This window comes from Maribacter algarum (ex Zhang et al. 2020), assembly GCF_005885635.1.
Taxonomy (GTDB): domain Bacteria; phylum Bacteroidota; class Bacteroidia; order Flavobacteriales; family Flavobacteriaceae; genus Maribacter_C; species Maribacter_C algarum.
On sequence record NZ_VATY01000001.1, the window covers coordinates 1,299,345 to 1,325,704 of the forward strand.

Genomic DNA, 26,360 nt, shown 5'->3' on the forward strand with positions numbered 1-26,360 from the left:
TGGGATGTCAATCTCAAGAACTATTCCAGAACCGAATAATCCCCAATACTTATGGCTTCAAAATTACCATCAAAAACCACATGATTGCCTATCATGGCACTATCTAAATTGGTATTTGATATTTTAGTTTGGGTTTGTATCAAACTGTTCTTAATCGTTGAATTTACTACGGTTGTGTTATTTCCAATAGAAACATATGGTCCAACTGTTGTGTCTTTCAAGACTACATTTTCACCAATGAAACAAGGTTCAATGATGTTTGCGTTATCTAGCTGAACGGAATTTGAAATCAAAGCTTCTCCGTCTTTCTCAAGAAAGCCGAGCATTCGCATATTGGTTTCTAGAGTTACTGCTTTATTTCCACAGTCCATCCATTCGTCCACTTTTCCAGGGACAAATTTCTTCCCTTTCGCCATCATTTGTTTGATGCCGTCATTGATTTGATATTCTCCTCCGTTGATAATGTTGTTATCTAAAACCAACTGCAATTCATCTTTCAACTGACCAACATCTTTGAAATAATAGATGCCGATTACCGCCAAATCAGAAACAAACTGTTCTGGTTTTTCAACTAATTCTACAATCTCTTGATTGTCGTTTAGTTTAACTACTCCATATGCTTCTGGCTGGTCCACTTGTTTTACCCAAATCACGCTATCGGCTGATTTGTCTAAATCAAAGTCCGCCCGGATCAAAGTGTCTGCGTAGGCAATTACCGCCGGGCCGTCCAATGAATCCTTAGCGCACATGATTGCATGACCTGTACCCAAAGGTTGATCTTGACGATAAATAGAAGCTTTTGCTCCCAAACCTTCTGCCAATTCTTTCAAACTAGCGACAACATCATCTCCGAAAAAAGCAGGGTCTCCTAATACGAAAGCAATCTCATCTATCGGTTCACCAAGTACTTTAGCAATATCACTTACTAAACGATGCACGATAGGCTTACCTGCTACAGGTATTAAGGGTTTCGGAACTGTTAATGAATGCGGTCTGAGTCGCGAACCTCTGCCCGCCATGGGAACTATAATCTTCATATTGAAATTTCAGTTTGTTATTGTATTAGTGTAACGGTGAATTTATAGGTCAATTGCTGCGTAAAGACATTATTTTATAATCTTCCTTTATTTTAGACCCGTCGAACCAAATCCACCAGCTCCGCGGTCTGTCGAAGAAAGTTCTTCAACTTCAATCCATTCCGCACGGTCGTGTTTCGCGATAACCAATTGTGCAACTCGCTCTCCATTTTCAATGGTGAATGCTTCATTAGATAGGTTAACAAGTATGACTCCTATTTCACCACGATAATCAGCGTCAACCGTGCCAGGCGCATTAAGTACTGTTATGCCTTTTTTAGCTGCCAGACCACTTCTTGGTCGAACTTGTGCTTCAAAGCCTACGGGAAGCTCTATAAAGAGCCCTGTTTTGATGATTGTTCTTTCCAAAGGCTGTAACGTTACTGATTCGGAAAGGTTGGCTCTAAGGTCCATTCCTGCAGAAGCGATAGTCTCATAATGCGGTAATTGATGAACCGATTTGTTGATTATTTTTATGGTCATGATTCTTGTTTATTGTATTTGGTACGGTGCTCGGTGCTCTAAAGTAAAACATCGTGCCTCTGACACCTAACTTCCAAGCTTATGTTTTCGATTTTGTAAATATTTGTCTGAGTTTGTCATTTTCAAGTTTGTAAACTATGCCCAAGAAAATTAGGAGTAAAGGTATTCCGGCATAAAGACTTCTTCCAAATCCGTAAAAGGCTATAGCTGAAAATAGGATTGAAATTCCCATATAAAAAAGAATCTTTCTGAAATTATAGGGCACGGGGTATCTTGATTTTCCGAAGTAATAAGATAGAAACATCATTATACCGTATGCGAATAAAGTTGCTATAGCCGACGCCATATATCCAATTTTAGGAATAAATAAATAATTTATTCCAATGGTAAGGACCGCTCCTATAATTGATATAAATGCTCCGAATCGTGTTTTGTCAGATACTTTATACCAAACCGATAGATTATGGTATATACCTAAAAAGAAGCTGGCCAATAGTAACAAAGGGACTACATTCATAGCTTCCCAATACTCTGAGTTGGGAATAAAAATCCTTTTTAGAATATCTGCAAAAACAACGACAGCTAACATAATAACACTGCCTAAAATCACAAAGTAATTGGTGATTTGGGCATAGGTTTTTTGGGGGTTTTCACTATCAGAATGACTAAAAAAGAAGGGTTCGACCCCCATGCGAAATGCCGTAGCAAACAAGTTCATAAATAGGGCCAGCTTGATACAAGCAGCATACTTTCCAACCTCACTTTTAGCGTATTCTTCATCGAAAATATCCGTAAGGATGTCTTCAAGCATTATGCGACCAAAAACCTCATTAATCGTATAAGCGACACCTGCTATTAAAACTGGAGATGCATATTTGAGCATGGTCTTCCATAAGCCTTTATCAAAAGTATACGAACTTTTAGTATAAAGTGAAATCATAAGAAGTAATGTGATACCACTTGCGACTAGATTTGCTATTAAAATGTAGGATATTTGGAAATCGGTTCGGTAAATTCCTGAAAAAATACGCTCTGAACTACTAGCTGCTAACTTAGGCAAGGCTAATAGAAAAAATATCGTAAGCCCAAGGTTTATAGCAACATTTACTATTTTGACTATTGAATAACGTGTTGGTTTTTCATTCGCGCGGAGCCATGCAAATGGAATAATCACTAGAGCATCCAAGCCTAAAATGCAGAGCACATAATTAATGTATTTGGGGTCAATATTCAATAAGTCAGCCAAACTATTTTGATATATAAACCCTATTCCAACAAATAGAATACTGCTAACAAGTATTGAAATCAATGATGTTGAAACTACCGTTTCTTTATTTTCTGATTTACTAAAGAATCGGAAGAAAGCGGTTTCCATTCCATAAGCTAATAAAACATTCAAAATTGCGACCCATGAGAAAATTATGGATAACTCTCCATAGAATTCCGGCTTCATTGCGCTTGTGTAGACAGGCACCAAAATAACGTTCAACAAACGGGGAACAACCGTAGCCAAACCATAAATGGCCGTCTGTTTAAATAGTTTTTTAAGCGGATTCAATAGCGCGAAGGTTAAGTGCCAAAATTAGACATTTCAGAACAATCTCTGAAGCCTTTGGTGAAAGTTTACCTTCTGGCCTTCAAAGATTCATAAATAACTACAGGGTTCTGTCGAATACCTGATAGTTTTATATACTTGACCTTGTCTTTTTGAAGATAGCTTAAAACTGCCTCAGTATCTCGTAATTCGAAAGGAAAAAGCTCCATCTTTTTATTATCCTTCTTTTTCTTACTATTAGGAGCTTCGGGCACAAGAATGTCTTTTTTCAATAAATCTTCTTTACTATATTCGGCAAGGGCAATCATCCCAAAATCACGAAGTTCAATAGAAATATCGACCATCTTGCCTTTATGATATAGGTTTTGTAAAACTGCCTCATTTTCATCAAGACTCATAACAGGGATTACTACCTCATAGCCCGAATCTTTAGCAGCATTTTCTACAATCCAGTTTTGGCCATATACCTCACCAAGTGTAAAAGGAGCGGATGTTTCTAATTTCTTTTGAGATGAACAGGCTACGATTAATATCGAGCTAATTAATATTAGAAAATGTGTTCTTTTCATAATCATATCTATTTGTGCTTTATAGATACGTATGAAAGTGAAATGAAGTTGTTAGTCTTTCAATTCCTTTAAAATGGCCAGCTCTTTCCATACTTCTCTAGCAATGAAAATAGATAGTACAATCAACAAAACCATTGAAGAAACTACAACGTAATTATAAAACCCAGAAGAAAGGCTTTCCTTGAATGCCGGAAGCAGCATCAAAAACCCAATACAATACACAAGAATTATAATAGGCGTGAGAACGAAATGTACTTTTTTTCTTTTCATATAGTAGCGAATCATCTGCTTTTTAAACTTTTCTGCTGAAGTCGAAACATTCAAATTTTTCAATGTTCGAATACTTGAAAATTCCAATCCTATTCTTAAAACCAGTGCACCTATCATTAGGAAAAGTCCAATCATTACGGTTTGAAATTTATACGCAGAAACATAAAAGAAAAAGGCGACCAGAACTAGTCCCGTTGCGGTAAGAACAATATTGGTAATAACTTGTTTCTTGCGGACCGATGTGATTTTCTTCAGAATCTGTTTTGCTCCATCTTTGGGGATTTCTGATTTAGCTTGATTTTCCCACTGTGATTTTAAATCTTCAAATGCTGTCATTTTTCACACATTGTGTTAAACTATTTTTTATGCGATGTATTCGAACGCGAACTGCCTCATGCGATAATCCCATTATTTCTGCAATCTCTTTTTGGGGTAGTCCTTCTAGTTCCAGAAGAATAACTCCCCGACTATTCTTTGGAAGTTTATTTATACATTGATACATCTTTTTCAATTGATTTTCTTTGGATGGATTAGATTCCTCGGGTGTTTCAGTCAACTTCTCAAATATTTCATTACCCCTTAGATACTTCTTCTTTCGAAGTTGGAGTAAACAGGTATTTACAGTTATACGATATATCCAAGTGGCAATACTTGCTTCTTCTCGGAAGGATGCTAAATTTTCCCAAACTTTGACAAAGACTTCTTGGGTCAAATCTTTTGCTAAAGCGTCATTGCCATTTACATATCCCATACAAACTCGAATTACCTTTTGATAATTCGATTGATAAATCTTCTCAAAATGGGATTGTTCTTCATTCATACCTACTCTAACTCTCTTGTAATTTGTTCCAAAAACCACTCTGGTTGATCGTACATGATAAAATGGGCAGAATCCACTGCAAACTCTATATTAAAATTTTCCAAATTCTTGTATTGCTCCTCATAGGTCTTTTTCGCTGTTTCCAATCCATAAGGATGGGTTGCTCCTAAAACGCTCACCGGAATTGTTATTTGGGCGATATCTTCCCTTAGATCCAATTTCAATAAATCAGTATATCCATAGACGTAAGTTTCTCTGTCAGATTGCATAATCCAGTCTTTCAGTTGTTGATGCCTTTCAGTGTTTAAGGTCATTCCCGATACCATTTGTGATGCCATTTTTTCAAAGGCTTCGGCATCCATTTCTAACATTTGACTATTCCAGGGGTTGTCATAAACCATATCTTCACTTTTAAAGTTGGGTATCATCAATGCCCCTGTGGAAGGAAGTGCATCAACAATAATCAATTTGGAATAGGGATGGATGTCATCACTTGCTAACCATAATCCAAGGGTGCCTCCCAGGCTATGTCCGATAATGATTGCATCTACTAGTTTCTTTTCCTGAACGTACTTCACTATTCCTTCCTTGATTTTCGGAAGCCATGGTTTTTTAATAGGCGCAACTGCTCCGAAACCGGCAAATGTAAAAATATGGCATTCATAATTCTTTGAAAGCTCGACAACGGTATCCTCCCATACTTCTCCTGTACAGGTAAACCCGGGAAAGAGCAAAACAGGTTGCCCCTGACCTTTTAAAGTTACCTCAAAAGGGGCTTGTGCATTCAGTCCAAATACGGATATAAAAAATGAAAGGATTACTACTATATTAAAGATTTTCATGATTTTATTTTATACGATTCTTTCTTTAGATACATTTTTTAAAAAATGTTACATCTAAAAACAAAAAACTCCACAATAATTGTGAAGTTTACTATTCTTTAAATATTTACAATTGAAGTAATTAATCGGCAATCGTATTCTCTAGAACCGGTGTTTCATCTTCCTTCAAATCCATTCTTTTCATAGCCAAAACCGCGAATAGAAGTGCTACAAAAAGCAACATCGCTGCAAGAACATAAGGTGCTCCTGGGAAGTATATCTCTGTTTCTGGGCGAATGAAATAGTAGAAAACCGGTGCAAATGTCAACTGTCCGAGAATGGCGGTTACACTCACCAAACCGGTTATGGCGCCTTGTAAGTTTCCTTGTTCTTTTTCTGATACCTGATTTGAGATTACGCCTTGAATGGTTGGCCCGGCAACTCCTCCAAAAGCATATGGAATTAAGAACGCATACAACATCCAAGGTTCAGAAGCTTGCGAAAAGAGAAACATCCCGATGGTCCATAAAAGGAATCCACTAATTATAGTTCTTTTCTTTCCAATTTTTTTCACCACAATGCCCACCAAAAACCCTTGTGCAATTGCAACTAGTAAACCTACAGCCATCAAAGAAATACCTATTTCCTGGGGACTCCAGTCATATCTTTCAATTCCGTAGTAAGACCATACAGATGGTAATGCTTGCCCTGCTAAATTTGCTAGAAAAAATGCAAAGATTAGTAATAGAACCCCTTTGTAGTTTCTTAGACTTACTAACGATACCCCTGGTATCATTTTTAATGGATTGATAGGTCTTCTATTTTCAGTAGTCAGTGATTCAGGAACGAAGAAATACCCAAAAACAAAGTTGGCAAAAGTCAATCCGGCCGCAATGTAAAACGGAAGTCGAATATCGATTTCTCCGAAAAAACCTCCTATTCCTGGGCCGATAATAAAGCCTAATCCGAAAGCCGCTCCGATTAATCCAAAGTTTTTTGCCTTCTCTTCAGGCGTGCTGATATCTGCAATATAGGCGGAGGCTACTGTAAAACTTGCCCCTGTGATTCCCGCTAAAAATCTTCCTATGAATAGGAAAGTAATTGTTGGTGCCCAAGCATGGATTAAGTAATCAATACTTAATCCTAGCAGCGCAATCAGAAGAATTGGTCTTCTTCCGTACTTATCCGAAATCTCCCCCAGCACTGGTGAAAACAAGAATTGCATTCCAGCGAAAGCGGTAGTCAACCACATACCATAAATTACGGCTTGGGCCGTGCCTTCTCCAGTCAACTCCATTATTAAATCGGGAATGATAGGAATAATTATACCGATGCCGATTACATCAACCAGAATCGTAATAAATATAAAAAGTAAGGCGGTTTTGTTGGATTTCATCGAAGTGACAAAAATCGGTTAAAAAAAAGAAACCCCACATTACTGTGAGGTTTTATTTTTTAGAATTACTAAGAAACAAATTGCTTCGCTTTGCTCGCAAAAATATTTAATTATTCAATGCCTCAGCACCACCAACAATCTCCAAAATTTCATTAGTAATCGCTGCTTGACGGGCTTTATTATAAGTCAATTTCAACTGATCACGAAGTTCAGTAGCATTATCTGTTGCCTTATGCATCGCCGTCATACGTGCACCGTGCTCACTAGCAAATGAATCACGAATGCCTTTGTACAATTGTGTCTTTAAAGACTTTGGAATCAATTGCTCAACGATTTCAACTTTAGAGGGCTCAAAGATGTAATCACCACTTGAACCTTCAGCACCTTCAATCGGAACAATTGGTAAGAACTGTTCCGTCATTATAATTTGGGTCGCAGCATTTTTGAATTTGTTGTAAACGATATCTATTCTGTCATACTCACCTGAAGTAAACTTCTCCATTAAGTCTTCAGCAATAACGGCGACATTGTCGAAAGTCAACTCTTCGTATAAATCACTGTGATTCGCAAGAACAGTCGATTTTTTACTCAGAAAATCATTCGCTTTCTTTCCAATAGCTACAAAATCAACCTGCTTTCCAGCATAGGTTTCATCAATCAAGATGGAACATTGCTTCAAAATATTGGAATTGAAAGCTCCTGCAAGACCTCTGTTTGAGGTAACCGCAACCACCAATACTTTATTCACCTCTCGATTGTCGGAAAATTTACTTCCTGAATCGCCGTCCAAACTTGCACTTAAACTCTGTAAAAGTTCGGTTAGCTTGTCAGCGTATGGACGCATGGCAGTAATAGCATCCTGAGCTTTCTTCAATTTCGCAGCAGAAACCATTTTCATGGCACTGGTAATCTGCATCGTTGATGATACCGACGCTATTCTATTTCTAATTTCCTTTAGATTCGCCATTTTCTATTGTTATAAAAGGACTAATTAAGCTCTATACTTTCCTGAAAGGTCTTTGGCAACTGTGGTTAAAGTATCAATTACCTCATCTGTTAGTTTACCAGATTTTAGGGTATCCAATACATCTCTGTGTTTTGCATTTAAGAACTCAATAAAATCCGTTTCGAATTCCTTTACTTTCTCAACAGGAACATCTCTTAACAAGTTTTTAGAACCTGCATAGATAATTGCTACTTGGTCTTCTACTGTAAAAGGGTCATTTTGTGCTTGCTTCAAGATTTCAACGTTACGACGACCTTTTTCAATTACGTTTAAGGTTGCAGCATCCAAATCCGAACCGAACTTCGCAAAAGCTTCCAATTCACGGAACTGAGCTTGATCCAATTTCAAGGTGCCTGCAACTTTCTTCATTGATTTAATCTGAGCATTACCTCCCACACGCGATACCGAAATACCTACATTAATCGCAGGACGAACACCTTGGTTGAACAAATCTTGCTCCAAGAATATTTGCCCGTCAGTAATCGAAATTACGTTTGTTGGAATATATGCAGAAACGTCACCTGCTTGTGTTTCAATGATTGGCAATGCTGTCAATGAACCACCACCTTTTACCATTGGTTTCAATGAATCAGGTAAGTCATTCATATCTTTTGCAATCGCATCATCATTAATGACTTTTGCGGAACGCTCTAATAAACGAGAATGTAGGTAGAAAACATCACCAGGATATGCTTCACGCCCTGGAGGTCTTCTTAATAAAAGAGATACCTCACGATAAGCAACTGCTTGTTTTGATAAATCGTCATAGATAATCAAAGCTGGACGACCGGTATCACGGAAGTACTCACCAATCGCAGCACCTGCCATTGGAGCATATACCTGCATTGGTGCAGGATCGGATGCATTTGCAGCAACAATAGTTGTATAAGCTAAAGCACCTTTATCTTCTAGCGTCTGGGCAATACCTGCAACAGTAGAAGCTTTTTGTCCGATAGCTACATAGATACAATATACAGGCTCGCCTGCATCGTAAAATTCTTTTTGATTCAAAATAGTATCAATGCAAACTGTAGTCTTACCAGTTTGACGGTCACCAATTACAAGTTCCCTTTGTCCTCTACCTACAGGAATCATAGCATCAATCGCTTTAATACCTGTTTGTAATGGCTCAGTTACTGGCTCACGAAAGATTACCCCAGGCGCTTTGCGCTCCAATGGCATTTCGTAAGTCTCACCCGAAATAGGACCTTTACCATCGATAGGCAATCCTAGAGTATTTACCACACGACCTGTAATTCCTTCACCAACATTGATAGAAGCAATCGTTTGTGTTCGCTTAACAACCGAACCTTCTTTCACATCACGTGATGGGCTCAAAAGTACCACACCAACATTATCTTCTTCCAAGTTCAAAACGATACCTTTTAGTCCTCCTTCGAACTCCACCAATTCGCCGTATTCAGCATTCGATAGTCCGTATACACGCGCGATACCATCACCTACTTGCAATACTGTTCCTACCTCATCTAAAGAAGCTGATGCTTCGAATTCTGATAATTGTTTCTTTAAAATTGCTGATACTTCAGCGGCTTTTACTCCTGCCATATGTTCTAGATATAAGACGTAAGACATAAGACGTAATACGTCTCATCTCTAAATATTTATTTATAGACTACTTGTAAACTCTCTTTTTAAACTACTCAACTTATTCGCAATGCTGGCGTCATATTGCAAGTCGCCAACGCGTAAGACGAAACCACCAATAATGCTTTCGTCAATTTTATTTTCTAAGGATACTTTGTTCCCTGTCATTTCAGTAACCTTTGCCAAAATCTTCTTTTCCAAGTCGGCTGTTAAAGGGACCGCTGTTGTAACGTGAGCAATATCTTTTCCTTTCAACTTTTCATTGAGGATAAGATATTTAGAAGCAACCTCGTTTAGCATTGAAACTCTTTTATTGGAAACCAACATTGAAATAGTTCCTTCAGTTATTGAATGGCTCCCTTTGAAGACAGACAATAAAGCTTCTTTCTTTGCACTCCCTTTTACAACAGGGCTAGCCAACATCTCACGAAGTTCAGCACTCCCGGAAATCGTACCGACCACATTCTGCATGTCCTTTTCTAAGGCATCTGTAGCTTTGTTCTCAACGGCTAGGTCAAGAATAGCTTTTGCGTAACGAAGGGCTGCTCTAGAATCGCTCATGGGCTCTTAGTTCAATTTGATATCTCCTAATAAATCGTCAACCAATTTCAATTGCTTGTCTTTATCAGAAAGTTGTTCTTTAATTACTTTTTCGGCAATATCAACAGAAAGATTCGCTACTTGACTTTTAATGTCAGCAACCGCAGCTTTCTTTTCACTTTCGATAGCAGCTTGGGCTTGCTTAATCATTTTATCTCCCTCTACTTTTGCTTGCTCTTTAGAATCTGCAATCAATTTATCTTTTATTTCGCGAGCTTCTTTCAACATCGCTTCGCGTTCTGCTCTAGCTTCCTTCAATAACTTCTCGCTATCCGCAGTAACATTCTGCATTTCTTTCTTTGCATCTTCAGCTGCTGCTAAGGCATCTTTGATTCCATCTTCACGCTCATTAACGGCGCTAAGGATAGGCTTCCATGCAAATTTCCACAATAAGAAAAGTAGTAGTCCAAACAATAAACACTGCCAAAAAAACAGTCCTAGTGAAAATTCTTCTAATAATTTTGCCATTTCTTTTTACTTTATAAAAAATCTTAATTTTTAAAGAAAGTAACAGCTACAACCAACCGTTGTAGCCGTTACTTGACATTTTAGAATTATACTGCAAATAATGCAGCAAATCCAATACCTTCAATAAGTGCAGCAGCAATCAACATCGCTGTCTGAATCTTACCGTAAGCCTCTGGTTGACGAGCAATTGCTTCCATAGCAGAGCCACCGATTTTACCGATACCTATACCAACACCAATTACAACTAAACCTGCACCTACCATTACTGGAATTTCCATAATATATATAGTTTAAAAATTAAAAATTCATTCTTTAGATTCCCAATCTCGCAGGGAACTACAATAAAAAATCATTTAGTGTGCTTCTGCATGGTCATGCTCTACTGCAGCAAAACCAAAGTACAATGCCGAAAGCATAGTAAATATATATGCCTGTAATAAAGCAACCAATACTTCAATCAACGAAATAGCAAAAGCAAGTCCAAATGACAATGGACTACCTATCCAACTCTTAAATAAAAACATTAATCCAATCAAACTCATTAATACAATATGACCAGCCTGCATGTTTGCGTACAAACGAATTAGTAATGAGAAAGGTTTAATGAATACTCCCAATAATTCGATAGGAATCAATATGGGGTATAAAACCAATTTACCATACCAGGGTAAGGTATCTCCTAAAGGATCAAAAATATGCATCCAATAATCTTTTGTACCTGTTAAATTGGTGAACAAAAATGTCAACAAAGCCAAAGCAAATGTGATTGCAATGTTACCTGTAACATTTACTCCTAAGGGAGTCAATCCGAAAATATTAAGGAACCAAACAAAGAAAAAGATAGAGAGTAAATACGGCATGTACCTTTTATACTTTTTCTCTCCAATGTTAGGTCTGGCGATATCATCTCTAATGTATAAAACTATAGGTTCGAAAAAACGACCAACACCGGTTGGAATTCCGTTATTCTTAGCATAAGATTTTGCTAAACCTCTAAACAATAAAAACATTAAAAGTCCCGTAATGAAAATCATTACTACACTTTTTGTGATTGAAAAATCAATAGGCTTCGCGTTTGTTGGATGATGCTCTTCGTCATAGTTTATAGTGCCTTGAGCATCAGTTTTGTAAATCTTACTATGATATAATTTGTAGTGGTTACCGTCTACCTCGGCTAAGGTCTCCCCATGATGAAATTTAGATGAAGAAAAAACCTTTAGGCCATCATCCCACAAGATTACAGGAAGAGGAAAACCTACATATTTATGCTCTCCTTCGTCAGTAGTGTATGAGAATAACGAAAAATCATGCGAATCTTTAAGGTGATGTTGAATATACTCTTTAATCTCTGTTTTAAGGTCTTCTTTAGACCCTTCTGAAGTCTCTTTTTCTTTGGCAAAAGAATTGGCACTTAAAAGTAGTGCCATCACCAAAAGAATTTTTGTAAAGTTTGTGCGCATATTCCTCAAAAATATCGGTCTCTAAAAATCGCTGCAAATGTACGGCATTCTTGTAAAAAGAAAAAAGCATTTTAGATGTTTATTTCGAAGAGATTTAGGAAGTTGAATATTCCCTGTTTTTAATCCAATTTTTGAAGCATTTTGGCGGTAAAAACGGTTTCCAAAACAAGACAAATAGCATAGGGAATGAAGAAAGCAGCAAACTCCAATCTACTCATATCTCCATCTAACTTATAACTGGGATAGAATACAATAAAAAAGAAAATAAACTTTAAAAAACTGCCTGCCATAAATAAGAACCCAATATAATTTTGCAACTTATTTCGATAGATATAGAGGGAAACAAAAATAACGGTTGCCAAAATCGCATTAATCAAATATGACAAAACGATTTTGTTATTGTACTTAGGATGACCCACATTTTCTAATAAGGTGATATGGATAAAAAAAGCTAATCCTAGGGAACAAACAAGAAGCACTAGAAACCTAACTATGACATTATTCTTGGGCATTAGTATTGTATTCTTTTTAGCTGCCGCAAAACTACCCAAATAGAAATTGCCACACCAATGAGTGTGGCAAATGCAGTAAAAATTCTTTTATCGGTTTGGTAATGTTCATCTAACCATATACCACCCTTGGCTGCCAAAAAAATAATGGCACCCATTTCAAAGGCAATGCCCGAAAGCATTGCTACATTTTTAAGATTGTTTTTTTTCTTAGGATGCTTTTGCTGGTCCATTTACATTACTTCCCAAAGAAGATTTAAATCCACCAGAAGTATTTGAACTTGAGCTCGAGCTTGAAGAAGAACTACTGCTCATTGAAGCGCCGCCTTTCCCTTTCATAGTACACGAAGCATTGAACGTTGCACCAGGCTCAACAGCTAGTTTTGTTACGGCAACTGTTCCTTCTATTACCGCAGAAGATTTTAAAGAGAGGAGGTCAGAAACCAAAAGCTCTCCATTGAAGCTTCCTTCTATATCTGCGTTTACACATTCTACTTTTCCATGGATGTAGCCATCTTTACCGATGACCACTTTACCAGAAGTCTTTACGTTACCATCAAGCTTTCCGTCAATTCTAAAATCAGCTTCGGAAACGATATCTCCTTTGATCTTAGTATTCTTTTCAATTCTGTTGGGTTGTCCGCCTATTTCGTTCATAGTTCTAGGTTTTTTGTTATCTGAAAACATTGTAGTTTATGGTTTTGGGGTTAAAACTGAATTTCTATACTCTTTAATATTTTTGTGTACCTGTACGATTTTGTAGTTCGATGATAAAATCACAAAACGTGGATTTCTAATCTTATAGTCCTTGTTCTTTTCAATCAACTCTGAGTAACCGAGTGCCCTATCTTTTGATTTAAAGCCATGTACGATTACAAATTGGTCTTCCAAGGTATAAATATCTTTTGAAACGACATTACTATATTTTAAATCTTTTATTGATTTCTCTAGTTTTTCCTTCAACTTTAACGCTTCTTCATTCTTACTGCGCTTGAAGGGGAATACTACCTTCCAATTTCCAGAACCTGAAGAGGTTACTTCAGGTGAGAATTCCTTTGGCGCCAATTTTGGTAATTGTTCCGCTACCATTTGCTCGGCTTTCTTACCTTCAGCATTATTAGGATAGGTAAGCGCCACATAGTTCAAAGCCTCTTTAAAAGGTTCAAAGCCATTTAGTCTGCCGATTGCATTAGCTTTCAACATTTCGAACTTTGGAACTATCGGGTCTCCCGTAAATCGATTGATGTTCTCTTCAGCACCAGTAATCACTTGCAAGAATTCTTGATCTCTAAACTTTTCAAAAAGTGCGCCATAGCGAGCATCAGGACTATCAGCCCCCTCCGCTATAACGGCAGACGGATTCAATAAGATTTCCGCATAACGGGAATCACCATGGTTTTGAAGGATATTAGCTTTCATATCAGCGGCCAACGGACTTCTTTCCTCCTCATAAATCTTGTATAAATTATACTTCGAAGGAAGTATCAAACGCTCCTCCGGATTCGATTTCAAAACATCCTCTAACTTTCCGGCTGCTAAAAGATTTTCTTTGAATTTCTCCTTATATATTAATCCCAATTGGTAATTCGCGAAGTTTCGTTCTCCATGAAGACTGTCAATTGCTGCTTCATCCTTAGGGATACGGTCCATATAAAAAGCTACATCGTATTTTTCCTCATCGGTAGGCTCAGCACTCAAACTGTCATTGGCAACAACGGCATCACCGGTTGCTTCTGACGGTAACGCTCTTGTTTTGTTGCTCCATCGCCAATCATCTTCCAACTCGCGATTTCCCCATTTGTTGGTAAAGTCATTTTTGCCATATCCAAGGCTAGTAACATTGTAGAAATAGAATTTGCCTTTATTTTCTTTACCTCCTTTAGATTCCCCAAAGGATGCAAAACTCGCGGTAATCTTTTCTTCTGCCTTCTTTTTCGCCTCCTCCTCAGCAGCTTTCATCTTATCAATAAAATCCTGAAAATAGGCAAGTTGATCATCAACTGGCAAATTATATAAGGTGATCACACTATCGCTGTACTGAACAATGTCTTCATATTTGATAACATCTTCGAGGTTATCGAGCTTCTTTTTAGTAGCCCTGAATTTTTTCGTATTCTCTGGAAGGTTGGTTAGCATACTATCATAATATGCTCCCGCAACCTTGTATACGTTTTCATCAAAATTATACTCCGCCAAATTCTCATAGTTCAGAGCGTTCAATTTTGGCTCATTCTGGGTTGCCCGTAAGGATTTATTAAAATAGAGCAATGCCAAGCTATCAGATTCATTTCCCAAGTGGAACTCTGCAACCTGACGGTATATCTTATCTAAAAAAGGTCGATTCTCGCGATTCTCTTCCAATTCCGTTAAGTACTCTAGAACTTCTTCTTTATTTGCTGAAGTAATTTCGGTATTCCTGATTTTTTGAATCTCGGCATTAATCATATATACCCGAGGGGATTTCCGATTCAAGTCAATCACCTTGTCAAAGGCATAATTTGCGCTGTCCTTATAGCCCAGTTGGTTATATAGCTGACCTATAATATAGTAGTATCTCCCTTTTTCAGGATTTTTTTTCGTGTAGTAGGATGCAATCTTCAACTGTTGAATTGCAGTGTCCGGGGCCTTTAAATTGATAAATGCTTGTGCCATCATCGCTCTGGCATCTGCATATTCTTGGTCTTTAAGTTCTTCGTATTTAAAAAGACGCTTTAAATTTTTAATTGCTAATTCTTCGTTTTCTAAACGAATGTTGACCTTCTCTCTCCAAATATGGGCTTCGTTAAGTTTATTGCTATACGAATACTTTTTGATGATGTAGTTAAAAGCTTCTAATGCCGGAATGTAGCGTTGGTCAAAGTATCTTCCTTTTCCCAATAGTAGAAAAGCTTCATCCGTTTGAGGATTGCGCTCCTCGTCTTTGATATCCATACTGTGTTTCTGTATGGCCTTGGTTGCCTTTTCTTCTGCAATAATAAAGTTTGGGTTGTTGTCTTCAGAATCTAACTTGATTTCATCAGTGACTTCAAGGCGTTCAATAGGAAGTATTTCCCAGTAATCGTCTTTATAATTCGCGTTGAGTTCTTCACGCCCAGTTTCGAATGCAATATTACCATTATACAATGTATTGTACTTGGTGTTCAAAGCATGCCAGTTGCGGTTGATGAATTTGTCTTTTTTGACGGAGCAAGCATTGAAGAACATGCCGCCCAAAATTGCCAAAAGAATAAGTCTAAATTGAATCTTCAAAATTGTGTGTATACGTATGTAAACTTAACTGAAAAACAACGGGTTTATTATGTACTTCATCGACAAAATACATTAAAACGAGGAAAGTGAATTCTTGAGAAGCTAAATCGTGTGCCTTGTTTTACAAACTAAGAAGTTTGTTAAAGATGTTTTCCATCGAAAAAACACCTTAAATACTGTACTTCACAGATTATTTAGGGTTCGAAAACCGATTTGTGAAGAAAAAGGATTTTAGATTGCCATGTGAAACCAACTGGATAGTCGGTTACCTTATTTCGAAGCTTGAAGCTCTAACTGTAGCTTCTTTTTTATTAAATAGGAGATTTCTAACCGATTCGATGTCTTTGAAATAGCTGTTTCCAAATAGGAAATTGCTAAAACAAAATCCCCTCGTTTAGCATAATATTCGGCATAACATCCATAAAACAAATATGCTCTTTGTTCGAGGTCTTCAATGGGTAGTGTTTCTAAAATATCTTTTACCACTTCAAAATTGCTCAACTGCAAATTAACAATCGCCATATTCAAAAGGTTAAAAGTACTTGGTTGTAATTTTTGAAGTTCAGTATACCATTTTAAAATTTTCTCCCAGTTGGTTTCTACAAAGGTCTTCGCCTTTATATGTTCAGCGGCAATGGCAGCTTCGTAATGGTAAATGGATACATCTTCATAGTCCATTGCCTTGTTCATGGCAGAATTTCCCATTTGAATCAAAGGGAAGAACCATTTTTTGCGGTCTTGCTCTCGAATATCAACAATCTCATTGGCATCATTGGTTTTGCTTTCAAGCCGAGAAGCATGAAAACACTGTAGCGCGAACAAAGCATAAAGGCTTCCGGAGCGGAATTTCTCCTTTTTAAGTAAAAGTTTGCAAAGACGAATCGCCTCACCACACAGGTCTTCTCGAATGAGATTTTCTTTATTAGTCGAGTGAAACCCTTCATTAAAGGTCAAATATACAACCTCCATTACTCGGGCAAGTCGATCTTGAACTTCGTTAGGAGAAGGGAAATCGAATTGAATATTATTTTTGACAATGGCCTTTTTCGCTCGATTGAGCCTTTTGGTAATCGTATCCTCCTTGGTCAACAGAGCAGCAGCGATTTCCTTTGTGCTAAAACCAGAAATGGTTTTTAAGGCGAAGGCAATTTGTTCTTTAGGCTTTAAACTAGGGTGACAAGCGACAAAAATCATACGGAGTTGGCTATCCTCTATTTCATGCTCAAGAAATAGTTCGTTCAATTGAATAGCGGATGCTCCGTTTGCAATTTTATCAACACGTTGCTTCTCGGCTTTAATACTGCGAAGCAAATCAATTGTCCGGTTTTTGGCAACTTTGGTCAGCCAAGCTTCTGGATTATCAGGAAGCTGTTTCCGCCATTTAAGGGTAGCCTTTACAAATGTATCTTGAACCGCATCTTCAATGGTCTCGATATGCGACAGACCGAAGAAGCGTGTTAAAATAGCGACCATCTTTCCATAATGGTGTCTGAAAAGATGGTCGACAATTTTGTGTTCCATAATCTACTGGTCAAAAACCATTATTTCGCGTATTTCAACGGTCCCATCTAAATCCCAATCAGGATAGTCTTGGGCTATTTCCACTACGGCTTCGGCACTTTCGGCTGAGACGATGTAATAGCCTCCAACAATTTCCTTGATATCCGCGAAAGGTCCATCGCTGACAGTCCTGTCTTTTCCGATAACACGTTTGATGGTTGGCACCAATGCCTCCCCACCTTTAAGAATGCCTTGGGCTTCCATTTTTTGACCCCAGGCAAACCATTTTCCCATGCGGCCTTGTAATTCATCAGGCGATAAACCTAATTGCTGATAATCAGCCCCAATAAAAATCATCATAAAATCTTTCATTTCTTTACTATTTAAAGATTAATAAAACTGTTTACCTCTATGACGGAGGAAGAATCAAAATTTTGGACAAAATTTTTGACTTTTTTGTTTCTATCCTGAGGTTTTGATAATAGGGTTGTGAAATTTATCTACAAAGAAGTAATTATTTCTTAGCTATCCAATTTTATATGGTGTTTGCAATGCCTAAATTTGCATTCTAATTTTTTGAAAAAGAAAACATGGCCGATTTTCATACGCTTACGGTAAAGCATATTAAAAAACTTACCCCGAGTTCTGTCGCAATTACTTTTGACATTCCAAAAGAACTAATTCAGACTTTTAATTTTGAAGCGGGTCAATATATCACCATAAAAAAGGAAATTAAAGGAAAAGAATTGCGAAGAGCCTATTCCATAAGTTCAGTTCCGAAAAAAGATTCGATTACTATCGGAGTCAAAAAAGTTGACCGTGGTGGTTTTTCAGATTTCGCACATTCAAAATTAGCCGAAGGAGATACACTTGAAGTTATGCCTCCAGAAGGACGATTTGTTTTTGTTCCTACGGAAAGTTCAAAGAATATAGCAGCCTTCGCAGCGGGAAGCGGAATCACTCCGATCATGAGTATTGCGAAAACCGTTTTGGACAGCAATTCAGCAAATACCTTTGTGTTGGTTTACGGAAACAAATCGTATGAAGAAACCATGTTTTACACGGACTTGGTAAAGCTTCAGTTAGATTATACCAATCGGTTTTTTGTTTATTTCACGAATAGTCAAGCCCAGGAAAAAGATTCCCTTTTTGGACGAATTGATACTTCTACGGTGAATTACGCTCTAAAAAATAAACACAAGAATGTTGATTTTGATGGCTACTATCTATGCGGACCTGAGGCCATGATTAACAAGGTCACCGATACCTTAACTGAAAACAGCATTCCAAAAGACAAAATTCATTTTGAGTTATTTACGGCTACAGAGATAAAAGAGGAACTACCTATTTCTGCCGAAGGGGAAGCACAGATAGAGGTCCTTGTTGATGATGAAACCTTTTCTTTTACCATGGACAAGAAGATGGTGGTTCTTGATGCGGTCTTAAAAGAAAATATTGATGCTCCCTATTCTTGTCAAGGAGGAGTTTGTAGTAGTTGTATCGCCCGTGTTACGGAAGGAAAAGCTGAAATGGCGAACAATCAAATATTGACGGATAGCGAAATCGAAGAAGGTTTTATCTTAACCTGTCAGGCACATGTGGTTACGCCTACTTTGAAAGTAGATTATGATGATGTGTAAATAAACCCCAAACCTTCTTTTGGAAACCTTTAAAACTTTTGTTCAGTGCTATGTTTCTTTAGCTCCCAAGGAATGGCAAATCATTTCTTCGAAATTTGATTCAAAAGTATACAAGAAAGGAGAACTGCTGTTGGAAGAAGATAAAGTTTGTAATCACCTCTCTTTTCTAGAGTCGGGCCTACTTCATTTTTTCATTTGGAACGATGGCGAAATTAAAACCAAGTTTTTTACTGAAGCTCCTTACATTTTTACCTCTCAAAGAAGTTTTAATAATAGGATTCCAGCTAAAGAAAATATTCAAGCGATAGAAAATAGCATAGTCTGGCAGGTATCATATAAAGATCATCAAGAACTTCTCAAAATCCCTGTTTGGAATACACTCGCACAAAAAATCACACAGGAAGTACAATTCTTTACCGAAAATATACTTGAAGAACTGCAGAATAAAACAGCAGAAGAACGCTATTCACTTCTTTTAAAGAATAGATCAGATTTAGTGAAAAGAGTACCCTTGAAATATTTGGCTTCTTATTTAGGGATTACTCCTCAATCCTTAAGTCGCATTCGAAGAAATATATAAAATTTACCATATGGTAAGTAGCTAGTGGTAGTTGGCTTTTAATTTTGTCATAAAAAAGATGAAAAGACTAAAAGTAACCTTAGTCCTGCTTTTTATGGCAACAATCGGCAACTCACAGGAAGTAACACAAACGAACAAACATTTTTCAAACACCACTGAAACGAAAGCTTCACCCAATAAAATTTGGAAGATTTGGACAGATGTCCCTAATTGGAAAATTTGGGATTCTGGTTTAAAAGATGCAAACTTAGATGGAGCATTCGAATTAAATGAAAAAGGAAAAATAACCTCTTTAGAAGGAAAAACTTCTAGCTTTAAGATAGTCTCATTTGAACAAGGTAAATCGTACACTTTTAAATCAAATTTACCTTTAGGAAGTCTTTATGTTAAGCGTTATCTAAGTATAACTAATGATGGCACTACGTTTACGCATGAAGTTTGGTTCAAAGGTTTGACGGGAGGCCTTTTCGCGAAAAAATTTGGCCCGAAATTCAGAGAAATGTTGCCTCAAGTAATGCAAAATATTAAAAAGCTAGCTGAGGAATGATTGCACTTAAAACAGTTTACATCGCAAATATACTTGTGGCCGGATGGATAAGTATTACCAGCTTATTCCGCCCCAAAAAGGCATTGGCCAACATTTTTGAAAATTCTTTGGAATATTCTGAAGTTATACGATTAGTGGGAGCACTTTGGACTGGCATTTTTATACTGTCAATTCTTGGGTTATTCCACCCCAAGAAAATGGCTCTTGTACTTCTTTTTCAATTAGTTTATAAAAGTTCGTGGTTGCTTTTTGTTGCTGTTCCCGCTGCATTGACCAAACAGCCCTGCCCAAAAGGTATGGCCGTCTTTTTCATGATTTGGTGTATCATACTTCCTTTTGTTATTCCTTGGAAAGAAATTTTTGCAATATCCGTTTAGCTTCTTGATATCCGATAACATAGGCTTTTTCAATTCCCTTTCGGTCTAGAACACCAATTTCCTCGAGAGCTTCAGGGGCGCACATTAAATCGCAAGCGTCTAGTTTTTGCTGGTTAATGGCATAAATCATCAGCGCAGTAACTCTGCTTGTTAATTGCAAGGAATTCCGCAAGTCTTTTTTCTGAAGGTCACCAACGATAGAAACATTGCTTCCTACAATAAAATCAACCTTCTTTTTAATCGGTTCTAAGGGGAAGTTATTCATTATGCCTCCATCGGCATATAATTCCCTATCCAATTCTAAGGGACTAAACAAAGGTGGAAGTGCCGCGGATGCTAAAAGTGGACGAATCAATTCTCCTTCTGTAAAAAATCGCTGCTCTGCTTTTTGAAGGTTGGTCGCCACAACATGCAATTCCTTTTCCAAGGCTTCAAAACTATCCTCGGGAAAATAGCCTTTAAAAATTTCAAAGTAGCGATCTGTATCTATGAATCCGGACTTCACTAAAGTCAAAAAGTTGTATTTGAACAAAGGAGTTTCCTTAAAAAAAGCAAGCATATCTGCGACACTATTTCCATTAGCGTAAAGAGCACCAACAAGGGCGCCTACACTACTTCCAGATACGATATTTGCTGAAATTCCGTACTCATTCAATGCTTGAATTAAGCCAATATGAGCCATTCCCCTGACCCCTCCGCCAGATAAGACCAATCCAATAGATTTTGATTGTAATCCCTCCAATTTCATGGCCTAAAAATACATCGTTTCATCATCTTTAAAAGACTTCTTGGTATGTAAAGTTTAAAAAATCGGTTTTCTCTATGCTTATTTGTGTATTTCATCGATGAGAACCCATATTTTAAAGGACATCTCTACAATTAATACCTTTTGAAGCACCTAAAAACGGACTAAAGCGTCGGTTTTCGTTGATTACCCCAAATGAGGTAATTAAACAATTATTGTAATTCATTTAAGAGTCTGACGACCAAGGTGAAGTACAATTCTTTGTAAATTTGTACAGTTCATGGGTTATCCTTCAAAACATAAAACGGCTATTTTGGTTTTTGCCCGCTCATCTCAGGAAGAGGTAGCGCACAAATCAATCTACAATGGCGGACAATTGTTTGATGCACTTACAAATCATGTTTTAGAAACTGTAGTAAAAACTCAACTTCCGTACTTTCATTTTTCCGAAGAAAAACAAACAGGCAATACGTTTGGAGAACGTTTTACAAATGCCATAAAAACGATTTTCGAAAAGGGATATGAGCAAATTATCACGATTGGCAACGATACCCCTCAGCTCGAAGCGTCTCATATTCTTGAGGCAGAAAAACAGCTCTCTTTGAACAAATCTGTTTTAGGTCCTTCTGTAGATGGTGGTTTTTACTTGATGGGACTGCATAAATCTCAATTCGATGCGTATGCCTTCCAACAATTGGCTTGGCAAACCTCTGATTTATCAAAACAATTATTAGGACTTTTAAAACTTCGAAATGCCGACGTTTACCGACTCCGAACGCTTAGTGATATTGATACTCAGGCGGATATAAAATCAATTATTCCGTATTCCTACAAGCTTACCTGCGAACTACTTATTGCAATTCTTCAAACATTAGAATCAGGCGAAAACAGTCATTTTATTCCCTCACAAAAATTTTACCCTCTTACTCTTGGAGTACGACATAACAAAGGTTCTCCAATATTTATTTCATAATAGTCGCTCTTCTTTGGACTATTCATTTTTCACAGCTAATTACACCACGACATCATTTTAGAGCGAGTAATTTCGTTCGTGGTATCAAAGCATTTAATTTCAAACACATAAAAAATATAACATGGCAGATTCATATTACAATCCCGCAGACCTTAGAAAATTTGGAAAAATCACAGAATGGAGTGAAGAAATCGGAAACAAATTTTTTGATTATTATGGTAAGGTTTTCGAGGAAGGCGCACTAAGTGCGAGAGAAAAGTCCTTAATCGCTCTTGCAGTTGCACATGTGGTCAAATGTCCATACTGCATTGATGCCTATACAAAAGATGGATTACAAAAAGGAATTACAAAGGAGGAAATGATGGAAGCCGTTCACGCAGGTGCCGCCATTGAAAGTGGTGCGACATTGGTGCATGGTGTTCAAATGATGAATAAATACAACAAGTTGTCGATGTAGGCTCGCCCCCTAACCCCCTGAAGGGGGATAAAAATTTATACCATGGAGAAAAGTATTTTACCAAAAAAGACAAAAAAACCAATGCAAAAGTCCTTAAAGTCCAGGGACAACGAACTTGCAATAACTAATAAACAGCTCGAAATATTAAACGGAGGAATTTTTGCAGATGGCGAACTCCCTTATTTTAAGGATAAAATCAATGAAATAGGACATTTTCCACTGCGCCCGAACAAATTGGAAATACTGCAAATCAACGTTGGTTATATGTGTAATCAGGTTTGTGAACATTGCCATGTGGATGCAGGTCCTGACCGTAAGGAAATCATGACTCGCGAAACCATGTCTCAATGTTTGGATATTATTCGCAATACGGGTGCTCATACATTGGACTTAACAGGTGGAGCACCTGAAATGAACCCTGATTTCCGTTGGTTTGTTGAAGAAGCGGCTAAGGCAGGTATCAAAGATTTTATAGTTCGTTCGAACCTGACAATTATTAGAGCAAATAAGAAATACCATGACTTACCTGATTTCTTCAAAAAGCATAATGTGCATGTAATCTCATCAATGCCCCATTATACAAGAGGAAAGACTGATAAGCAGCGTGGAGACGGTGTTTTTGATAAATCCATCAAGGCATTACAGGAACTTAATGAAAGAGGCTATGGAATGCCAGATAGCAGTTTACGATTGGATTTGGTTTATAACCCCTCGGGGGCATATCTACCGGGAGACCAAATGGCGTTGGAAGCAGATTTCAAAAAGGCTTTAAAAGAGGATTTTGATATTCAATTCCACAATCTTTTTGCCATCACCAATTTACCGATTGCTCGCTTTTTAGACTATTTGATTGCATCAGAAAACTATGAGGACTATATGTATTCTTTAGTTGAGGCATACAACCCTGCAGCAGTAGAAAATGTGATGTGTACTAACACCATTTCTATCAGTTGGGATGGCTGGATTTACGATTGTGATTTCAACCAGATGCTCGACTTAAAAGTGGCGAGTAAGGTGAAGCACATTAAAGACTATAATGAGGATATCATAAATGATAGAAACATCATTATTTCACAGCATTGTTACGGCTGTACCGCTGGAGCGGGAAGTAGTTGTCAAGGAACTGTGGCTTAGTCTTCCACCCAAATTAAAAAAACAACAGATTAAGAACCCGAAAAACAGACCCATTAGTCAGTTTTTCGGGTTTTTTGAAATGTTAAAGTCTCTTATCAGACAACACATTTCTTATCATTCACAACATTGATTACTCAAAACCCCAATAAAATAGGCATCTTCGAGATAACTAAAAAATCCGACGTTTTGGTCGGTTTATCAACTAATCTAGAAGAAAATCTAATGGAAAAATCATTAAAGAGAATGGCAACCATGAACCGAATGCAAGTCACTGGTCTTGAGCTTTTCTATAAAAACGGATATTACAACACCAGTGTCGATGACATTCTCAAAGAACTTTCTTTATCAAAAGGTGCCTTCTATTATCACTTTGATTCGAAAGAAGATTTCTTCGTACAAATTATCCAGAACCTCTTGGTTCGAAAAATATACAGCTCACTAATCGAGCCAATCGAAGGCCATGAACATACCTTAGATTTAATTATTAACTGTTTTGAAGATGCTTTAGAAACTGCAGTTCACAACGAAATGGATTATGGTTTTCTACTGAGCAATTTTATCAATGAATTCAATGGAAGAAATGAGGAGGTTATGAAGCACCTCAATGAAATCTTACGCATTTGGGAAGTTACCTTAGTTTCCGCCATTCAAAGAGGAAAATTCAACGGACATATTGATAGACATGTTGACGCCGAAGGTGTCGCAGTGTATTTAATGAGTTCATATATTGGTATTCGAACCTTAATGGTGGAAAACACGCCAAGTGCTAGAAAGTATCGATTTATGTCACAATTGCGTCAATACTTTAAGTCCATTGAAATAAAGCAGTCTTCTTTTTAGAAAGCTTCAGCTATTTTTCTAAAATTGTATTTATTTTTCTTAGGATGTCTTCCGGAAGAATAGTCCGCATGGACTCAGAATAGCCATCTGGCATCTTATTTCCGTACACGGAGGTGGGAATTAATGGAAACTTCTCCCTATCAGACAATAAAGCATTTTCAATATCCTGACCAAAAGGATAAAACCCAGCATACGGATGCGTTACACCCCAAAGTGTAACGGTAGGAATACCAAAAATAGAAGCTAAATGTGCATTTCCACTATCCATAGCTAGCATCATATCAAGATTAGAAATCAGGTCCAATTCTTCGGAAAAGGTAAGTTTACCTACGATACTGACCGTATTTGGAAAATGTTTTTCCCAAGCCTCAAGCTGTTTTCGTTCTTTTTCACCACCTCCAAAAAGAAGAACCCTATTGTCAGGACTTAATTGAGAAACGACCTGTTCCGTTAAATCCAATGGATACATTTTACCTTCAAATGCTGCAAAAGGGGCTATTCCAAGTAGTTTCCCCTTTTCAGATTCAAATAGTTTTTCTGTCTTTTCAGACAACAGTCGCTTGGGTAAAAACGAAGCATTCGTTAAATCTAAGGGAAGGTTTAGTGCTGCAAAAACATCCGCATAACGCTGATGAGTAGTCTTTAACGGTTTGAAAACCTTATTCTCCGAAGCAGTTAGAGCTTTTTTTTCTGCTCTTCCTTTTTCGATTTGTTCAAAAGGAAATCCCCCTAACATAAAATAACATTTTAGAATATTGCTCCGAAGGACATTGTGCAAATCTGCTACGGCGTCTATTTTAAGTGTTTTCAGCTCTTTATAAAGTTTTAGAAGACCAAGTACACCTTTGTGTTTCCCCTTTATATCAGCGACATAAACTTTGACATTTGCTAATTGGGAAAATATAGGTTTAAAAAAATCCTTAGTAAGAACCGTTATTTGTAAATCTGGGTATTGCTTCTCCAAAGCAGAAAGTACCGGGACGGTCATCGCAACATCTCCCATGGCGGACAAGCGTATGACCAAGAGATGTTTGCTAGCACTCATAAATTGTTTCGCTTACTTCTGACCTCTGAGAACCGGGTTGAGTTCGTCATCATTATACATTTTCATCTGTTTGTAGACTTTCATGTACTTATTACCGCTTTCAATATCACCTAATAATTGATCAATAGCGGTTGACAAATCTTTCTTTTGTTCAAGTAATACTTGAAGTTTTTGTTGGCATTTTTCCAAATGCTCAGCAGAAGCATCTTTTCTTGTGGCTTCTTCATTCATGTGATATACTTTCAAAGCTAAAATAGAAAGGCGATCAATAGCCCAAGCAGGGCTTTCTGTATTAATTGTAGCATCTTCCTTAATTTCTACCGATTGGTATTTATTTAGGAAATAACTATCGATATACTCTACCAAATCTGTTCGGTCTTGATTACTAGCGTCAATCTTACGCTTTAAAGTTAGCGCTGCGTCGGGGTTGATATTCGGGTCACGAATGATATCTTCATAATGCCATTGCACGGTATCAATCCAATTCTTACGATACAACAAGTGCGCAATTTCATCTTTTGGATATGGATTTGCAAAAGATTGGTACACATCATCTTTAATATGATATGTTGCTATGCTTTCATCAAAAATTTTAAATGCAAATTCGCTGAACATCTGAGTTAAATTTTCGCAAA

The 26,360-nt window shown here is 37.4% G+C and carries 31 protein-coding genes; 8 read left to right on the forward strand and 23 right to left on the reverse strand.

Annotated elements, in window-relative coordinates; all coding sequences use genetic code 11:
* Window positions 1-20: 20 nt before the first annotated feature.
* The 20 genes from FEE95_RS05585 to FEE95_RS05680 form a co-directional block, all read right to left on the reverse strand.
* On the reverse strand, window positions 21-1,037 hold the full coding sequence (locus FEE95_RS05585) for a sugar phosphate nucleotidyltransferase (RefSeq protein WP_138656835.1): 1,017 nt from the start codon (window positions 1,035-1,037) through the stop codon (window positions 21-23).
* Window positions 1,038-1,124: 87 nt separating this feature from the next.
* The gene (gene dut, locus FEE95_RS05590) at window positions 1,125-1,559 is read right to left on the reverse strand and encodes a dUTP diphosphatase (RefSeq protein ID WP_138656836.1); all 435 of its coding nucleotides are present in this window, start codon (window positions 1,557-1,559) and stop codon (window positions 1,125-1,127) included.
* 79 nt (window positions 1,560-1,638) lie between these two features.
* Window positions 1,639-3,117: a lipopolysaccharide biosynthesis protein gene (locus FEE95_RS05595; protein ID WP_138656837.1), complete on the reverse strand. Its 1,479-nt coding sequence runs from the start codon at window positions 3,115-3,117 to the stop codon at window positions 1,639-1,641.
* A 65-nt stretch (window positions 3,118-3,182) separates the two neighbouring features.
* Window positions 3,183-3,683 carry a hypothetical protein gene (locus tag FEE95_RS05600; protein ID WP_138656838.1) on the reverse strand — a complete coding sequence of 167 codons (501 nt, stop codon included), beginning with the start codon at window positions 3,681-3,683 and terminating at the stop codon, window positions 3,183-3,185.
* Between the two features lie 51 nt (window positions 3,684-3,734).
* Window positions 3,735-4,289: a hypothetical protein gene (locus FEE95_RS05605; protein WP_138656839.1), complete on the reverse strand. Its 555-nt coding sequence runs from the start codon at window positions 4,287-4,289 to the stop codon at window positions 3,735-3,737.
* A complete protein-coding gene (locus FEE95_RS05610) occupies window positions 4,276-4,773 on the reverse strand; it encodes an RNA polymerase sigma factor (protein WP_138656840.1) in 498 nt (165 codons plus the stop codon). Before FEE95_RS05610 ends, FEE95_RS05605 begins: the two co-directional genes overlap by 14 nt.
* Window positions 4,774-4,775: 2 nt before the next feature.
* On the reverse strand, window positions 4,776-5,615 hold the full coding sequence (locus FEE95_RS05615) for an alpha/beta hydrolase (protein ID WP_138656841.1): 840 nt from the start codon (window positions 5,613-5,615) through the stop codon (window positions 4,776-4,778).
* A gap of 121 nt (window positions 5,616-5,736) precedes the next feature.
* Window positions 5,737-6,990, reverse strand: coding sequence for a TCR/Tet family MFS transporter (locus FEE95_RS05620; protein ID WP_138656842.1), 1,254 nt, complete (start codon window positions 6,988-6,990; stop codon window positions 5,737-5,739).
* 106 nt (window positions 6,991-7,096) lie between these two features.
* Entirely contained in the window at window positions 7,097-7,957 is an 861-nt protein-coding gene (atpG, locus tag FEE95_RS05625; protein ID WP_138656843.1) for an ATP synthase F1 subunit gamma, read from the reverse strand.
* 24 nt (window positions 7,958-7,981) lie between these two features.
* On the reverse strand, window positions 7,982-9,562 hold the full coding sequence (atpA, locus tag FEE95_RS05630; protein WP_138656844.1) for a F0F1 ATP synthase subunit alpha: 1,581 nt from the start codon (window positions 9,560-9,562) through the stop codon (window positions 7,982-7,984).
* Between the two features lie 60 nt (window positions 9,563-9,622).
* Complete coding sequence (gene atpH / locus FEE95_RS05635; RefSeq protein WP_138656845.1) at window positions 9,623-10,162, reverse strand: ATP synthase F1 subunit delta; 540 nt, start codon at window positions 10,160-10,162, stop codon at window positions 9,623-9,625.
* Window positions 10,163-10,168: 6 nt separating this feature from the next.
* A complete protein-coding gene (locus tag FEE95_RS05640; protein ID WP_138656846.1) occupies window positions 10,169-10,669 on the reverse strand; it encodes a F0F1 ATP synthase subunit B in 501 nt (166 codons plus the stop codon).
* Window positions 10,670-10,755: 86 nt separating this feature from the next.
* Window positions 10,756-10,947 (reverse strand): ATP synthase F0 subunit C, encoded by a 192-nt coding sequence (atpE, locus tag FEE95_RS05645; RefSeq protein WP_138656847.1) that lies wholly within the window; start codon window positions 10,945-10,947, stop codon window positions 10,756-10,758.
* A gap of 75 nt (window positions 10,948-11,022) precedes the next feature.
* On the reverse strand, window positions 11,023-12,096 hold the full coding sequence (gene atpB / locus FEE95_RS05650; protein WP_317129238.1) for a F0F1 ATP synthase subunit A: 1,074 nt from the start codon (window positions 12,094-12,096) through the stop codon (window positions 11,023-11,025).
* A gap of 152 nt (window positions 12,097-12,248) precedes the next feature.
* On the reverse strand, window positions 12,249-12,641 hold the full coding sequence (locus FEE95_RS05655; RefSeq protein WP_138656849.1) for a DUF6168 family protein: 393 nt from the start codon (window positions 12,639-12,641) through the stop codon (window positions 12,249-12,251).
* A complete protein-coding gene (locus FEE95_RS05660; RefSeq protein ID WP_238474504.1) occupies window positions 12,641-12,820 on the reverse strand; it encodes an AtpZ/AtpI family protein in 180 nt (59 codons plus the stop codon). The genes FEE95_RS05655 and FEE95_RS05660 overlap by 1 nt, the downstream gene beginning before the upstream one ends.
* 28 nt (window positions 12,821-12,848) lie before the next feature.
* Window positions 12,849-13,325, reverse strand: coding sequence for a bactofilin family protein (locus FEE95_RS05665; protein ID WP_138656851.1), 477 nt, complete (start codon window positions 13,323-13,325; stop codon window positions 12,849-12,851).
* Between the two features lie 6 nt (window positions 13,326-13,331).
* Window positions 13,332-15,842: a type IX secretion system periplasmic lipoprotein PorW/SprE gene (porW, locus tag FEE95_RS05670; protein ID WP_394347953.1), complete on the reverse strand. Its 2,511-nt coding sequence runs from the start codon at window positions 15,840-15,842 to the stop codon at window positions 13,332-13,334.
* Between the two features lie 315 nt (window positions 15,843-16,157).
* Complete coding sequence (locus FEE95_RS05675; RefSeq protein ID WP_138656853.1) at window positions 16,158-17,408, reverse strand: RNA polymerase sigma factor; 1,251 nt, start codon at window positions 17,406-17,408, stop codon at window positions 16,158-16,160.
* Window positions 17,409-17,411: 3 nt separating this feature from the next.
* Window positions 17,412-17,759 (reverse strand): YciI family protein, encoded by a 348-nt coding sequence (locus FEE95_RS05680; RefSeq protein WP_138656854.1) that lies wholly within the window; start codon window positions 17,757-17,759, stop codon window positions 17,412-17,414.
* 218 nt (window positions 17,760-17,977) lie between these two features.
* Between FEE95_RS05680 and FEE95_RS05685 the strand changes: the two genes are divergently transcribed.
* The 4 genes from FEE95_RS05685 to FEE95_RS05700 are packed head-to-tail and all read left to right on the forward strand — an operon-like array spanning window position 17,978 to window position 20,531.
* Window positions 17,978-19,027 (forward strand): ferredoxin--NADP reductase, encoded by a 1,050-nt coding sequence (locus FEE95_RS05685; protein WP_138656855.1) that lies wholly within the window; start codon window positions 17,978-17,980, stop codon window positions 19,025-19,027.
* Window positions 19,028-19,046: 19 nt separating this feature from the next.
* Window positions 19,047-19,607, forward strand: coding sequence for a Crp/Fnr family transcriptional regulator (locus tag FEE95_RS05690; protein ID WP_138656856.1), 561 nt, complete (start codon window positions 19,047-19,049; stop codon window positions 19,605-19,607).
* 58 nt (window positions 19,608-19,665) lie between these two features.
* Window positions 19,666-20,154, forward strand: coding sequence for an SRPBCC family protein (locus FEE95_RS05695; RefSeq protein WP_138656857.1), 489 nt, complete (start codon window positions 19,666-19,668; stop codon window positions 20,152-20,154).
* A complete protein-coding gene (locus FEE95_RS05700) occupies window positions 20,151-20,531 on the forward strand; it encodes a hypothetical protein (RefSeq protein ID WP_138656858.1) in 381 nt (126 codons plus the stop codon). The genes FEE95_RS05695 and FEE95_RS05700 overlap by 4 nt, the downstream gene beginning before the upstream one ends.
* Here the strand turns inward: FEE95_RS05700 and FEE95_RS05705 are convergent.
* Window positions 20,494-21,279, reverse strand: a complete 786-nt coding sequence (locus tag FEE95_RS05705) for a patatin-like phospholipase family protein (RefSeq protein WP_138656859.1) — start codon at window positions 21,277-21,279, stop codon at window positions 20,494-20,496. The genes FEE95_RS05700 and FEE95_RS05705 overlap by 38 nt on opposite strands.
* Window positions 21,280-21,556: 277 nt before the next feature.
* On the opposite strand from FEE95_RS05705, the gene FEE95_RS05710 reads away from it, so the two are divergent.
* From FEE95_RS05710 to FEE95_RS05725, 4 genes are all read left to right on the forward strand, one after another.
* Entirely contained in the window at window positions 21,557-22,249 is a 693-nt protein-coding gene (locus tag FEE95_RS05710; protein ID WP_138656860.1) for a TIGR04282 family arsenosugar biosynthesis glycosyltransferase, read from the forward strand.
* Window positions 22,250-22,370: 121 nt separating this feature from the next.
* Window positions 22,371-22,706 (forward strand): arsenosugar biosynthesis-associated peroxidase-like protein, encoded by a 336-nt coding sequence (locus FEE95_RS05715; protein ID WP_138656861.1) that lies wholly within the window; start codon window positions 22,371-22,373, stop codon window positions 22,704-22,706.
* 42 nt (window positions 22,707-22,748) lie between these two features.
* On the forward strand, window positions 22,749-23,840 hold the full coding sequence (gene arsS / locus FEE95_RS05720; protein ID WP_171036987.1) for an arsenosugar biosynthesis radical SAM (seleno)protein ArsS: 1,092 nt from the start codon (window positions 22,749-22,751) through the stop codon (window positions 23,838-23,840).
* Window positions 23,841-24,062: 222 nt separating this feature from the next.
* Window positions 24,063-24,680: a TetR/AcrR family transcriptional regulator gene (locus FEE95_RS05725; protein ID WP_138656862.1), complete on the forward strand. Its 618-nt coding sequence runs from the start codon at window positions 24,063-24,065 to the stop codon at window positions 24,678-24,680.
* A 10-nt stretch (window positions 24,681-24,690) separates the two neighbouring features.
* Here FEE95_RS05725 and FEE95_RS05730 read toward each other — a convergent pair whose 3' ends face one another.
* On the reverse strand, window positions 24,691-25,725 hold the full coding sequence (locus tag FEE95_RS05730; RefSeq protein WP_138656863.1) for a glycosyltransferase family 9 protein: 1,035 nt from the start codon (window positions 25,723-25,725) through the stop codon (window positions 24,691-24,693).
* A 12-nt stretch (window positions 25,726-25,737) separates the two neighbouring features.
* Window positions 25,738-26,340 carry a DUF4254 domain-containing protein gene (locus tag FEE95_RS05735; RefSeq protein ID WP_138656864.1) on the reverse strand — a complete coding sequence of 201 codons (603 nt, stop codon included), beginning with the start codon at window positions 26,338-26,340 and terminating at the stop codon, window positions 25,738-25,740.
* Window positions 26,341-26,360 lie beyond the last annotated feature (20 nt).